General features: G+C 76.0%; 12 protein-coding genes. 6 read left to right on the top strand and 6 right to left on the bottom strand.

Annotation, left to right across the window (positions count from 1 at the left end):
- Positions 1-208 precede the first annotated feature (208 nt).
- Positions 209-382 (bottom strand): hypothetical protein, encoded by a 174-nt coding sequence (locus AC07AL_RS25715; protein WP_363584699.1) that lies wholly within the window; start codon positions 380-382, stop codon positions 209-211.
- A 430-nt stretch (positions 383-812) separates the two neighbouring features.
- On the opposite strand from AC07AL_RS25715, the gene AC07AL_RS25710 reads away from it, so the two are divergent.
- From AC07AL_RS25710 to AC07AL_RS25700, 3 genes are read left to right on the top strand one after another with little or no spacing between them, the layout of a single operon-like run.
- Positions 813-3923 (top strand): adenylate/guanylate cyclase domain-containing protein, encoded by a 3111-nt coding sequence (locus tag AC07AL_RS25710; RefSeq protein WP_478318326.1) that lies wholly within the window; start codon positions 813-815, stop codon positions 3921-3923.
- Positions 3920-4876, top strand: coding sequence for a S8 family peptidase (locus AC07AL_RS25705; RefSeq protein WP_400802789.1), 957 nt, complete (start codon positions 3920-3922; stop codon positions 4874-4876). Before AC07AL_RS25710 ends, AC07AL_RS25705 begins: the two co-directional genes overlap by 4 nt.
- Positions 4860-5417 carry a GAF domain-containing protein gene (locus AC07AL_RS25700; RefSeq protein ID WP_350879761.1) on the top strand — a complete coding sequence of 186 codons (558 nt, stop codon included), beginning with the start codon at positions 4860-4862 and terminating at the stop codon, positions 5415-5417. The genes AC07AL_RS25705 and AC07AL_RS25700 overlap by 17 nt, the downstream gene beginning before the upstream one ends.
- On the opposite strand, the gene AC07AL_RS25695 is transcribed toward AC07AL_RS25700, so the two are convergent.
- The 5 genes from AC07AL_RS25695 to AC07AL_RS25675 form a co-directional block, all read right to left on the bottom strand.
- Positions 5408-6301 (bottom strand): Vgb family protein, encoded by an 894-nt coding sequence (locus AC07AL_RS25695; protein ID WP_400802793.1) that lies wholly within the window; start codon positions 6299-6301, stop codon positions 5408-5410. The genes AC07AL_RS25700 and AC07AL_RS25695 overlap by 10 nt on opposite strands.
- Before the next feature lie 78 nt (positions 6302-6379).
- Entirely contained in the window at positions 6380-7522 is a 1143-nt protein-coding gene (locus tag AC07AL_RS25690; protein WP_363621687.1) for an AI-2E family transporter, read from the bottom strand.
- Positions 7523-7816: 294 nt separating this feature from the next.
- Positions 7817-8578 carry a glycerophosphodiester phosphodiesterase gene (locus AC07AL_RS25685; RefSeq protein WP_363629797.1) on the bottom strand — a complete coding sequence of 254 codons (762 nt, stop codon included), beginning with the start codon at positions 8576-8578 and terminating at the stop codon, positions 7817-7819.
- Positions 8579-8689: 111 nt separating this feature from the next.
- Positions 8690-9106: a TOBE domain-containing protein gene (locus tag AC07AL_RS25680; protein WP_208869038.1), complete on the bottom strand. Its 417-nt coding sequence runs from the start codon at positions 9104-9106 to the stop codon at positions 8690-8692.
- A 141-nt stretch (positions 9107-9247) separates the two neighbouring features.
- Complete coding sequence (locus AC07AL_RS25675; RefSeq protein ID WP_363584687.1) at positions 9248-10441, bottom strand: ROK family transcriptional regulator; 1194 nt, start codon at positions 10439-10441, stop codon at positions 9248-9250.
- Positions 10442-10671: 230 nt separating this feature from the next.
- Here AC07AL_RS25675 and AC07AL_RS25670 point away from each other — a divergent pair, with 230 nt between their 5' ends.
- The 3 genes from AC07AL_RS25670 to AC07AL_RS25660 all read left to right on the top strand — a co-directional run bounded on the left by AC07AL_RS25670 (position 10672) and on the right by AC07AL_RS25660 (position 13419).
- A complete protein-coding gene (locus tag AC07AL_RS25670; protein WP_363584685.1) occupies positions 10672-11919 on the top strand; it encodes an MFS transporter in 1248 nt (415 codons plus the stop codon).
- Between the two features lie 91 nt (positions 11920-12010).
- Positions 12011-12808, top strand: a complete 798-nt coding sequence (locus AC07AL_RS25665; protein ID WP_363584683.1) for a dienelactone hydrolase family protein — start codon at positions 12011-12013, stop codon at positions 12806-12808.
- Positions 12808-13419, top strand: coding sequence for an RICIN domain-containing protein (locus tag AC07AL_RS25660; protein WP_478318323.1), 612 nt, complete (start codon positions 12808-12810; stop codon positions 13417-13419). The genes AC07AL_RS25665 and AC07AL_RS25660 overlap by 1 nt, the downstream gene beginning before the upstream one ends.
- Positions 13420-13465: the final 46 nt, after the last annotated feature.

The following is a 13465-nucleotide window of genomic DNA, read 5'->3' as shown; positions in this document are numbered from 1 at the left end:
AGGCCCTCAGCCCCCCAACCAAGAGAGGCCGGACTTTCTGGGGGGGGGAGGGTGGGGGGGTCTCCGGGTCCTTCTGTGGGGGGGGGGGGGGGAGTCGGGCGGGGGCGCCCCCCCCCCGCCGGGACCGCCCCGGAAGCCAATCACTGCCCGGCGGCCGGGGGCGGTGGTGCGCCCGCCCCCGCGCCGGACACCGCTGACCTGCCGCCGGTCAGGCGGAGGTCTCGGCGGAGCTGACGTAGCTGATCAGGCTGAAGCAGCTGCCGTCGGAGGCCTCCTGAAGGACCTTCATCGCCTGGAGGTCCAGGACGTTGGCGGCGTGCGCCTCGACCTCGGGGGCCTCCTCGCTGTCCTCGCCGACGATCGGGTCGATGTTCTCGGCCATGGCTGAACTCCCTTCACTGGGTTGATCGGTGGGGGTTCGACGGGTGGTGGCCCGCCGTGGTGAAGACGGTAGGCAGGCGGGGCTTCGCACGGCCTGCGAACCGGTACGGCACCGGTATGGCCGCAGGTCGGGGCGCCGGCGGCGGCGCCTCCCGGCCCGCCGAGCCCGCCCGGCGGCGCTGCGCACCCGCTCCGGGCTGCGGCCATACCGCCGGCAAGGCGGCCGCGAACCGGGCCCGAAGCCGGGCCGGGGAGCCTGGCCCGGCACGCCCGCACGCCCGGCTCCGACCACGCCCACCCCGGCTCCATGCGCACCCCGACCCCGCGCACTCTCCAGCCTCATGCACTCCCCGACCCCACGCACTCCCCCGACTCCACGCACACCCCGATGCACTCCCCGCACCGCGAAGGACTAGCGAAGGACTGCCACCATGCCCTGCCCGCTCTGCGCCCAACTCGCCAGCACGAACGACCAGTTCTGCCCCGCCTGCGGCACCCCCCGGGCCGCCGCCCTCGACCTGGCCGCCGAGGAGCGCAAGCTGGTGACGGTGGTCTTCTGCGACCTGGTCGACTCCACCGCCCTGTCCGGCACGCTCGACCCGGAGACGCTGCGCGAGGTGATCCTGCGCTACTTCGAACGGATGCACCGTCAGATCGAGGCGCACGGCGGCACCTTGGAGAAGTTCATCGGGGACGCGGTGATGGCGGTGTTCGGCGTCCCGGTGATCCGCGAGGACGACGCCCACCGGGCGCTGGCCGCCGCGCTCGCCATGCTGGAGGACCTGGAGGACCTCAACACCGAGCTGGACGCCACCCTCGGGGTCCGCCTGGACGTCCGGATCGGTGTCAACACCGGCCAGGTGGTGGCGGGTTCGGACGCCTCCGCGCGCCAGGCCCTGATCTCCGGCGAGACCGTGAACATCGCCGCCCGGCTCCAGACCCAGGCCGCCCCCGGCCAGGTGCTGATCGGCCCGCAGACCCTGCGCGCGGCGGGGCCGGCCGCCCAGGTGCACGAGGTCGGCCCGCTGCGGCTCAAGGGCAAGGCCGAGCCCGTCACCGCGTACCGCCTGGTCGGGCTGGACGAGGACGACCCCGAGCTGCTGCGCCGCTTCGACGTCCCGCTGGTCGGGCGGGAGCGCGAACTCGCCCAGCTGGACGCCGCACTGGCCCGGGTGGCCGGCGGTCAGGGCGCCGAACTGCTGCTGGTCGTCGGCGAGGCCGGGATCGGCAAGACCCGGCTGGTGCGCGAGTGGCAGGAGCGGACGGGCCGGCACACCGCGCGCTGCGGCACCGGCCGCTGCCGCAGCTACGGCGAGCAGGGCGTCCTGACCCCGCTCGCGGAGGCCGTCGGGGCCCTGCTCGGCGGCCCGGGGACGCCCGCGCCCGCCGAGGCGCTGGACCGGCTGGCGCAGGCCACCGCGCCCGGGGTGAGCGCCGAACAGTCCCTGGACCGGCTGGCCGCGATCCTGCGCGGGCGGACCGTCGAGCGCCCGGCCGTGCTGGTCCTGGACGACTGCCAGTGGGCCGGCCCGGTGCTGCTGGACGCCGTCGAGCGGCTGGTCGCCGCCCTCGGCCAGGCCCCGGTGCTGCTGCTGTGCCTGGCCCGGCCGGAGCTGCCGGCCTCCCGCCCGGAGCTGCCGGGGCTGCCGGTCGGCGGCCTGTCCTGGGACGAATCGGCGCTTCTGGCCGCTCAGTTGACGGAGCTGAGTGCCCACCAGGACGCGGTGCCGACCCGGCTGCTGGAGCGCGCCGAGGGCAACCCGCTGCACCTGGAGGAGCTGCTGGCCGCCCTCACCGAGGCGGACGGCCCCGCGCTCGCCGACGAACTCCCGCCCACGGGCCGGGCGCTGCTCAGCGCGCGGATCGACGACCTGGAGCGCGACGAGCGCACCACCCTGGACCTGGCCGCCGTGCTCGGCCGTGCCTTCTCCGCCGCCGAACTCGCCCAGCTCGCCCACGGCGGCGCCGACCACGACGCCTTCGCCGACCCGGAGGACGACGTCTTCACCGGCCCGTTCGACGGCCTCCCCGGCCTGCCCGCGGGCGACGACACCCCGCCTCGGCTGCACGCCGCGCTGGCCCGGCTGACCGAGCGCCGCCTGGTCGAACCGGCCGGCACCAGCTTCCGGTTCAGCAGCGGCCTGGTCCAGGAGTCGGTCTACCAGTCGATGTCCAAGCGGGCCCGCGCCGAGCGCCACGAACGCGCCGCCGACCTGCCGGCCGTCCGCGCCGCCGGGGACGCCGCCGTCGGCGGCCACCTGGAGCGCGCCCACCGCTACCGGCTCGAACTCGGCCTGCTGGACGCCCGGACGGACGCCCTGCGCACCCGCGCGGCCGCCGCCCTCGGCGTGGCCGGCGCCCAGGCGCTCGCCCACGCCGACCTGCCCGCCGCCACCGACCTGCTGGAGCGCGCCGTCCGGCTGCACTACCCGAACGAGCGCACCGCCGGCCCGGCGCTGCGCCGCCTCGGCGAGGCCCGGCTGGCGCTCGGCCGGGCCGACGAGGCCCTGCCCGTCCTGGCGCAGGTCCGCGACTCGGCCGCCGATCCGCTGGACGCCGCGCACGCCCGGCTCGCGCTGGCCGCGCGCGGTCTACCGCCCGGCCCGGAGCAACCTGCCGCCACCGCCCGCGCCGTCCTCCCGCTCTTCATCGACCTGCGGGACGACCTCGGCCAGGCCCGGGCCGGGCTGCGCCTGGCCGAGGAGCACCTGCTGGCGGGCCGGCACACCGAGGCGGAACGGCTGCTGGACGACGCCCTCGACCACGCCGCCCGCACCGACGCCGAGCTGGACCGGGCCGCCGTGCTGGCCGCGCTGGCCGCCTCGCTGCTGGCGGGCCCCGAGCCCGTCCCGAACGCCGTCTTCCGGCTGCGGGCCCTGCTGGCCGGGCACGGCGCCGGCCACCGGACGGTGCGGGTCGCGCTCAACGGCCCGCTGGCCGTCCTGCTCGCCCTGCGCGACCGGCCCGGCGAGGCCGAACTGCTGCTGGCCGAGGCCAACGGCCTGGCGGGCGAGCTGTCGCTGGCCGACGCGATGATCTCGCTGCCGGCCCTGACCGCCCAGGCCGCGGCGGCCACCGGCCAGACCGCGCAGGCGCTGGACCTGCTCGCCGACGCCGCCGAGGTCGCCCGTCGGCTGGGCAACTCCGCCCCGCTGCCCCGGCTCGCCCTCACCACCGCCCGCGCCCTGCTGGACGCCGACCGCCCGGGGCCGGCCGCCCGCCACCTGGACGGCGTCGACGCCACGGCCGCGCTGCCGCCGGTGCTGGCGATCGAGCTGGACGCGCTGCGCGGCCGGCTCGCCGCCTCCCGGGGCGAGGCCGACCCGGCGCTGGAGCTGACCGCGGCCGCCGCACAGGCCGCCGAGGCCACCGAGTCGCTGCTGCTCCAGGCGCTCACCGCGCTGGACCGCGCCCATGCGCTGCTGCTGCTCGACCGGCGGGCCGAGGCCGCCGTGGCGGCCGGCACCGCCCGGGACCGCTTCGCCGCCAAGGGCCACCTGCCGGGCGTGCGCCGGGCCGAGCGGCTCGGGGGCGCCCGGTGAGCGGCCCGGCCGGCCTCACCTGGAGCCTGCGCGGCCGGACCGCCGCGGACCTGCCGGTGCTCGCCGACACCACCGCCCACGACACCACCGCCCACGGCAGCGCCGGCCCCGACGGCGCCCTCGACGGCGGGGGCACCGGCGGCGGGGGCACCGGCAAGGGCGTGCGGGTGTGCGTCGTGGACTCCGGCATCGAGCCGGACCACCCGCTGGTCGGCCCGCTGAACGGCTCCTGGGTGGTCGTCAAGGACCCGACGACCCGGGAGCTGGTGGTCCGCCCCGACCGCACCGGCGACACCTGCGGCCACGGCACCGCCTGCGCGGGCATCATCCGCCGTACCGCCCCGGACTGCGAGCTGTACAGCGTCCGGGTGCTCGGCGAACGCTTCACCGGCACCGGCGACATGCTGATCACCGGGCTGCGCTGGGCCGTCGAGCAGGGCTTCGACGTCGTCAACCTCAGCCTCTCCACCACCCGGACCCGCTTCCTGGAGGAGCTGCACGCGATCGCCGACGACGCCTTCTTCGCCCGCACCGCGATCGTCGCCTCCGCCCACAACACCCCGGTGGAGAGCTACCCCTGGCGGTTCTCCTCGGTCATCTCGGTCGGCAGCCACCAGGAGGACGACCCGGCCCTGCACCTGTACAACCCGGCGCCGCCGGTCGAGTTCTTCGCCCCCGGCCAGAACGTCCGGGTCCCCTGGCTCGGCGGCTCCACCATCCGCACCACCGGCAACAGCTTCGCCACCCCGTACGTCGCCGGGCTGTGCGCCCGCATCCTGTCCGGCCACCCGAGGCTGACGACCTTCCAGCTGAAGAGCGCGCTCTACCTCACCGCAGCCAACGTCCAGGTCGGCCCCGGTGCCGGTCCTCACCGTCCCCCAGGCGGGAGTTCGACGACCGAGCCCACCCCGTCCACCCCCATCACGGAGGCGCCCGATGACCCTCAGCACTGATCCCGCCGTCGACCCGCTGGCCCGCGAGCTGCTGCAGTCCGTGGTGGACGTGGCCCGAGCGATCTTCGGCGCCGAGGCCGGCTCGGTCTGCCTGCTCGACGAGGCGGCCGGGGAACTGGTGTTCCAGGCCGTCTCGGGGCGCGGCGAGGAGTCCCTGGTGGGCCGCCGCTTCCCGGCGGGCAGCGGCATCGCGGGCTGGGTCGCCGCCTCGGGCGAGCCGATGGTGGTCGACGACCTGGGTGCGAACCGCACTTTCGACCGGGCCTTCGCCGAGTCCACCGCGTACGTCCCGAACGCGCTGATGGCGGCGCCGCTGACGCACGGCAGCCGGGTGCTGGGCGTCCTGGAGGTACTGGACCCGGCCCCGCAGGCCCGGTCCAGCCTGCCCGAGCTGGACCTGCTCGCCCTGTTCGCCCGCCAGGCCGCCGCCGCCCTGCGGGTCATCGCCGAGCGTTCCCCGGCCCCGGCGGCGGTGCCCGACCGCGCCGCCGCCCTCGACCTGCTGGCCGACCTGGAGGAGCTGCTGCGCCGTCAGCCCTGACGCGGCGCCAACCTCGCGATCGATCCACGCTCCAGCGCCGCGTACACCGCGCCGTCCGGGCCGACGGCGATGCCGTGCGGCTCGGCGGCCGGGCCGGGCAGTTGGTAGCCGTCGAGCAGCCCGTCCGGGCCGAGCACCCCGATCCGGCCGGCGCCCCACTCGGTGAACCAGAGCCGGCCGTCCGGGCCGCAGGTGATCGCGTGCGGCCGGGCCGCCCGGTCGGCCAGCGGGTACTCGGTGACCTCGCCGTCCACGGTGATCCGGCCGACCAGCCCGCCGCCGATGCCGACGTACCAGAGCGCGCCGTCCGCCCCGGCGGTGATCCCGACCGGGGCGGTGCCCCCGGTCGGCAGCGGGTGGACGGCCACCTCGCCCCCGACGGTGATCCGGGCGACGGCGTCCGCCTGGTTGAGCGTGCACCAGAGCGCGCCGTCCGGGCCGGCCGTGATGAGCGACGGGAAGGCCCCGGCCCGCGGCAGCGGGTACTCCGTCACCTCGCCCTCGACGGTGATCCGCCCGATCCGGTCGGCGTTCAGCTCGGTGAACCAGAGCGCCCCGTCGGGCCCCGCCGCGATCCCGTACGGCCCGGCGCCCGCCGTCGGGACGGCGAAGGAGCACGCCTTCCCGTCGGTGTCGATCCGCCCGATCCGGTGGTCGCGCATCCGGGTGAACCAGAGCGCGCCGTCCGGGCCGACGGTGAGCACCGCGGGCCCGCACTCCGGCGCCCCGAGGCCGTACCGCTCGACCGTGCCGTCCGCCGCCAGCCGTCCGATCTCCCCGGCGTGCACCAGCGTGAACCACACGCCCCCGTCCGGCCCCACGGCAACCCCGTACGGTCCGGCCCCCTCCTCGGCGACCTCGATCAGCTCCGCGATCCGTGCCATGCGAACCCCCGTCCTCGCTATTGCGACTTCCGTCGCATTAGCGATCCTCGCACGCCCTCCCCTCCCCCGGCAACCGGGTTACACCCCGTTCCCCGCGCGGCGGGCGGCCCGCGGGGCGGGGACGCCGCGCAGGACGGAGACGATGCCCACGCCGGCGGCGCACACCGGGACGGCGAGCAGGGCCCCGAGGATGCCGGCGATCCCGGAGCCGGCCACCACCGCGACCATGATGGTGGCCGGGTGCAGCTCCACCGTCCGGCTCTGGATGAGGGGTTGGAGGACGTTGCCCTCGAACAGCTGGACCGCCATCACCACGCCGAGCGCCCACAGCGCCGTCCCGATCCCGCCGTCGGCGAGCGCGACCAGCACGGACACCGCCCCGGACAGGAAGGCCCCGACGAACGGGATGTAGGCGCCCATGAACACCAGCGCGCCCAGCCCCGGCGCGCCGGGCACGCCGAGCGCCACCAGGCCGATGGTGATGAAGGTCGCGTCGATCAGCGCGATCAGCGAGGTGCCGCGCATGAAGCCGGCCATCGCGTCGAAGGCCCGCTCGGCGCAGGCGATCACGGTCTCGGCGCTGCGCTCGGGCAGGTAGGAGCGGATCGTGTCGCCGGTGCGGTGGCCGTCGCGGAGGAAGAAGAACACCAGGGCGAGCGCCAGCACGCCGCCGGCGATCAGCTGGGTGGCCAGGCCCAGCCCGGACAGCACGCCGTTGGTGACGGTCGAGACCAGCGAGTTGGTCTCCCCCTTGGCGTTGTCCAGCGCGTGCCGGATCTTCTCCCCGGTCGGGCCGAGCCACGCGGCGAGCTGGTTGCCCGCCTGCTGGAGGGACTCGGCGATCTGCGGGGCGCTGTGCACCAGCGCGTTGACCAGCAGCGCGATCACCCCGCAGACGGCCGCGACCAGCAGCACGCAGGTGAGCCCGGCGGCCAGCCCCCGACTCACGCCCCGCCGGACCATCCACGGCACCGCCGGGTAGAGCAGCGAGGCCCCCAGCAGCGCCAGCACCACCGGCACGGTCGCGGCCCGCAGCTCGACCAGCGCGAAGACCAGCAGCGAGGCGAGGGCGAGCAGCAGGATCACCGCCGCCGACCAGGCGGCCGCCTGCCGGACCACCGGCGGCAGCATCAGGTACGGCCTGCGGGGGTCCGGCGCGGCCCCGCCCACGAACCGGGGTTCCACCGCCGGGCCCTCCCCGGCCGGGTGCTCCTCGGGCACGGCCACCTCCGCCTGGCTCGTCGACGAGTCCGAATCGCCCCGTCCCGGCGGACGATCCGTCAGCGTGCCCGTGCCGCCGGGCTGCCCGGCGAACCCGCCACGCCGCCGTCCGGCCGATCAAGGGTGGAGCCGATTCAATCCGCCCCCGTCCGTCGCGTACAGAGCAGCCGGTGGAGCTCACCTCATCGGACGAAGCGCCCTGGCGGACACATTCGAGTGCCGGACCTCAGTTCGCCTCGAAGCGGCCGCCCCGTCCACCCGGAGCGGTCGCCCCCGTCCAGCCGGTCGGCACGCTCAGCGGCGGCCGTCCAGGACGGCGCGCAGCACGCCGATCCGGTTGCTGGTGATGGAGGCGACCCCGCTGTCGCGCAGCCGGCGCATGGTGCGGCGCAGGTCGGCGGTCCAGGTGGAGACGGCGAGCCCGGCGTCCGCGGCGGCGGCGGTGAACTCGGGGGTGACCAGGCCGAACGGCGGGTTGAGGTAGCGCGGGCGCAGGTCGTCGAGCAGGGCGCGGACGGGCAGCCGGGGCTCCTTCCAGGTGAGGGCGATCTCGGCGCCGGGCGCCAGCGCGCGGACGGCGAGCATGGCGGTGGCGGGGCCGCAGAAGGAGACCAGCCCTTCGGCGTCGAGGTCGCTGACGACGGACCAGGTGGCGGCGACGGGGCCGGGGTCGTCGAGGTCGATGAGCAGCCGGGGACCTCCGGCGGCAGCGACGACCTTGATCGTCTCGGCGAGGGTCGGGACGGCGAGCGGCCCTCGGCGCAGTTCGTCGAGCTGCGCGGTGGTGACCCGGCCGATCGACCGCGGGTCGCCCCAGAGGCGCTCCAGGGTGCGGTCGTGCAGCAGGACGGGCACCCGGTCGCGGGTGAGCTGGACGTCCACCTCGACGGCGTCGGCGCCGGCGGCGAGCGCTGACTCGACGGAGGGCAGGGTGTTCTCGCGGTGGCGGTACGGGTCGCCGCGGTGCGCGACGGCGAGCACCCGGCGGCGGTCGGTGGCCGGTTCCCCGACCGCGCGGACGGCGCTCTGGGTGGTCGGCAGATGCGGGTGGGACATCCCGGGCGGGGCCTCTCGTTCGGAACCGGTTCGGGCGGGGCTCGACGCGCCGTCGGCGCGCGGCACCCGGTGGAGCGTGCCGTGGGGCGTGCCGTGCGGGTCAGGCCGGACCTAACGCCGCTCGATCATCACATTGGTGGACTTGATGACCGCGGTGGCGGGGGCGCCGGGGACGAGGTTCAGCTCCTCCGCCGACTCCCGGCTGATCAGCGACACCACCCGGAAGGGCCCTGCCTGGACCTCCACCTGGGCCGCGACGTCGCCGAGCACCACGTGGGTGACGATCCCGGGGAAGCGGTTGCGGGCCGAGGACGGACGGCCCTCGGCCTCGGCGTTCTCCGGGCGGGCCAGCTCACGGGCGAAGGCGGCGAGGTCGACGCCGGGGATGATCCGGTGGCCGTGCTCGTCCCGCTCGGCCGCGACCCGCCCCGCGTCCACCCAGCGCCGCATGGTGTCGGCACTGACCCCGAGCAGCGCCGCGGCTTCGCCGATGCGGTACGGGTTGACCGGCGCCTCGGACTGGCCCATGTGCGACTCCTGACACTGACTCGGGGACTGCCCCGGGGACTGGCTCGGGGAACGTGGGACGGGAACGGGGACGCCGCACGCGCGGCGGGCCGTCGCCGTCATCCTGCCGTACCGGCGGCCGGGGCCGCCAAGCGAGGCGGGTCAGGACTCGCCGAAGAGGTCGCGGCGCACCGCGTCCCCGGCGGTGAGGACGGCCCCGGCCAGCACCGCGCCGCCGCCCGCCGTGCCGGGCCGGACCTCGGTGCGCAGCGGGGACAGCTCGGCCAGCCGCCGTTCGACCCGGCCGGCCAGTTCGGCGCCGCCGGCCCGGCCGAGCTCGCCGCCGAGCACCACGCAGCCCGGGTCGAGGACGACGCAGATGCTGGCGGCGCCGACCGCGATCCGCGCGGCCAGCTCGTCCAGGAACGGCCCGCCGGGCCCGTCCGGGCCGAGTGCGTCCAGCGCGGCGCGGACGGCCGCCTCGGCGGCGGGGGCGTCCCCGGCCGCGCCGGCGGGCAGTCCGTGGGCGCGGGCGAGCTCGCAGACGGCGGCGCTGCCGGCCAGGCTGTGGAAGCCGCCGTCGCAGCCGGTGGCGCTGGGCAGGCCGCCGGTGCCGGGGACGGGCAGGAAGCCGATCTCGCCGGTGCCGCCGGAGAAGCCCCGGCGCAGCCGGCCGTCCAGGACGACGGCGGCGCCGACGCCGTGGCCGAGCCAGAGCAGCACGAAGGTGTCGCGGTCGCGGGCGGCGCCGATCCGGTACTCGGCCCGGCCGGCCAGGTTGACCTCGTTCTCCAGGATCACCTCGGTGCCGGGCAGTCCGCGCAGCTCGGCGAGCAGTTCGGCGTGCCAGGCGGGGAGCTTCCCGGTGCTGTTGAGGCGCCCGGTGGCGGGGTCGACCAGTCCGGGGGCGCCGACGGCGACGGTGTGCAGCCGGTCGACGCCGACGCCGCGCGCGGTGTCCAGCAGGGTGCGCACCAGGTGCCCGGCGGTGTCGGGCGTTCCGTCGCCGTGGACCGGGATCTCGGCGCTGGCGAGGGTGCGCCCGGTGAGGTCGGCGACGACCAGGCTGACGCCGCCGGAGCGCACGTCGAAGGCGGCGAGGTGGGCGCGGGAGGCGACCAGTGCGTAGAGCCGGGCGTTGGGGCCGCGCCGCTGTTCGCCCCGTTCGCCGACGACGGCGACCAGGCCGGTGCGCTGGAGGCGGTCGAGCAGGTCGGCGACGGTCGGCCGGGAGAGGCCGGTGAGGTCGCGCAGCTCGGTCGCGGTCAGGGGGCCCTGTTCGAGGAGCAGGTTGAGGGCCAGCCGGTCGTTGATCGCCCGGGCGGTGCTCGGCGTGGCCGTGCGCGCGGTGGTCATGGCGGCTCATCCTTCCAGAGTGTTTCTATCAGGGTCCCTTCCTGATAATTTTATCGAACCATCCGCCGGACGGCCGTCGCCGCCGCGCGGACCGAACGGCCTGCACGTAGACCACCCTCAGGCACGTCAGAACCACCGCCGGGCACGTCAGACCACCCACCAGCACGTCAACCACCCACACAGGGCACCGTCGCGCCGCCCCACCTGCGCGACCCGGGAGGGAACGCCGGATGAGCACGACCGCACACTCACTGGAGCCGCTGGCCTCCCCACGCCGGGCCAGGGCCGGCATCGCCCTGGTCTTCGGCGTGCACGGCGCCGTCAGCGGCAGTTTCGTCACCCGCATCCCGTGGATCCAGGACCGCCTCGACCTCTCCCCCGGCCAGCTCGGCCTGGCCCTGGTGATGCCCGCCATCGGCTCCTCCCTCGCGATGCCGCTGGCCGGCCGGTTCGTCCACCGCTACGGCGGGCGGGCGGCGGTCCGCGGACTGATCTCGCTCTGGTGCCTGGCCCTCGCCCTGCCCGCGCTCGCCCCCTCGCTGCCGGTGCTGTGCGTGGCGCTGCTCGCGTACGGCGCCTCGGCCGGGATGGCGGACGTCGCGATGAACGCGCAGGGCGTGGAGATCGAACAGCGGCTCGGCCGCTCGATCATGTCCGGACTGCACGGGATGTGGAGCGCGGGCGGGCTGCTGGCCTCCGGCTTCGGCATCCTGGCCGCCCACCTCGACCTCGACGCCCGGCTCCAGCTGGCCGTCACCGCGCTCGTGCTGCTCGTCCTCGCGCAGCCCGTCTGCCGGAACCTGCCCGACCTGCGGGCGCCGGAGGGGGCGGAGGAGCCGCCGCGGTTCGCACTGCCGCCGCGCAGTTCGCTGGTGATCGGACTGGTCGGCTTCTGCGCCGTCTTCGCCGAAGGCGCCTCGATGGACTGGAGCGGCGTCTACCTGCGGGACGTCACCGGCGCCTCTGCCACCGTCGCGGCCGCCTCCTACACCGCCTTCTCGCTCACCATGGCCGTCAGCCGCCTGTGCGGGGACGCGGTGGTCCGCCGGCTCGGCGCCGTGCGCACCACCCGTCTCGGCGGCGCCGTCGCCACCGTCGGCGGCCTGCTGGTGGTGGCCGCCGACAGTCCGGCGCTCGCCATCCCGGGCTTCGCCCTGATCGGCATCGGCATCGCGGTCACCGTCCCGCTGGCCTTCGCGGCGGCCGGGCGGATCGGCAGCAACCCCAGCCAGGCCATCGCGGGCGTCGCCACCGTCACCTACACCTCCGGCCTGGTCGCGCCCGCGATCATCGGCGCCCTCGCCCAGGCGACCTCGCTGACCGTCTCCTTCGGCCTGGTCACCGCGCTCGCCTTCGCGCTGCTGCTGAGCGCCGGGGCGCTGCGCCGGGCCGAACGGAATTCCCCCGGATCCGGCGCCGAAAATGTGACCGCAACGTCACCGGAAAGCACTTCGAAAAAAGATCTCTCTGCGATATGATCTAGAAAATTCCGGGGAATTCCTCGCTAATATCGCCGACCGCCGGGCGCATTCCGCGCCCGGCGGTTTCGCGATCCGTGAGGTGGACCCCGTGTGCTACGACCCCGACGCCGCCCCGCCCGCCGTCACCCCCGCGCTCTGGCCCCTGGCCGAGGCTGCGGCGCTCACCCTGACCTCGGCGGACGGCACCGAGTTCGCCGCCTTCCTGGCCCGCCCCGAGGTGGCCACCGGCGTCGGCGTCCTCGTCCTGCCGGACAACAAGGGCCTTTCCGGCTTCTACCGGCAGACCGCCGCCCGGCTCGCCGAACAGGGCCACCCCGCGCTCGTCGTCGACTATTACGGCCGCACCGCCGGAGCCGATCCGGAAAGCCGCCCGAAGGAATTCGGCGACCTGCCCGGCCTGCTCCGCCACCTGCTCGCCCTCACCCCCGAAGGCCTGGACGCCGACCTCGCCGCCGGCCTCGCCCGGCTGCGCGCAAGCGGGCCGGCCGAGGTGGTCGCGCTCGGCTTCTGCTTCGGCGGCCGGCAGGCCTTCCGCGCCGCCGCGCCCCGGTTCGGGCTGGCCGGCGCGGTCGGCTTCTACGGATACCCCGACGCGATCAACGGCTCCCCGGGGCCCACTCAGCTCGCGGCCGACCTCAGCGCGCCGATCCTCGCCTTCTGGGGCGGCGCGGACGAGCACATCCCGCCCACCGCCGTCGACGCCTTCGACGCGGCCCTGACCGCCGCCGGCAACCCGCACGAGTTCGTCACCTACCCGGGCGCGCCGCACAACTTCTTCGAGCTCTCCGCCGTCGAATATTCGGACGCGGCCCGGGACTCCTGGCGACGTCTGCTGGGATTCCTCGCCGACCGCTCCGCATCCGCGACCCCCCGGAGGACGCTCTGATGTCCCGCCTGTCCCACCCGTCCCGCATTTCCCGGCTGGCCCGCCTGTCCCGTCGTGCGCGGCTCGCCGCCGCCACGGCCGCCCTCGCCGCCGCCGCGGTGGCGCTCACCGCCCCGCCGGCCCCCGCGGCCACCCCCACAACCACCCCTGCGGCCACCCCCGCCGCCGACTTCGGGCCCGCCGAGATCCGCACCGGCATGTACGCGGGCCCGGACGACCTGTGCCTGGAGGTCGCCGACTGGCGCACCGACGACGGCGCCCCGGTCCGGATCTGGACCTGTACCGGCGGCGCCAACCAGCAGTGGACCCAGAGCGCCCGCGGCTGGGTGAACCTGAACAGCGGCAAGTGCCTGGACATCCCGGCCTTCAGCACCACCTGGGGCACCCAGGCCGACCAGTGGACCTGCGACGGCGGCGCCAACCAGAGCTGGAGCGACCCCCCGGCCAGCCACCCCGGAACGCCCCGCCGGATCGTGAACGGCTACAGCGGCCTCGTCCTGGACGTCTCGGGCGGCGCGCTGACCGACGGCACCCCGGTGATCCAGTGGGAGTTCCACAGCGGCGACAACCAGTTCTGGCACTACAACCCGGAAAAGCCCCCGTACAGCTGACCGCGACCGCCCTCGACGGTCGCGACCGGGCACCGGTTAGGCTCGG

Source organism: Kitasatospora sp. NPDC043949, assembly GCF_056435365.1.
Note: the sequence above shows the minus strand (reverse complement) of the source record. Positions and strands in the feature narration are given on the sequence as shown.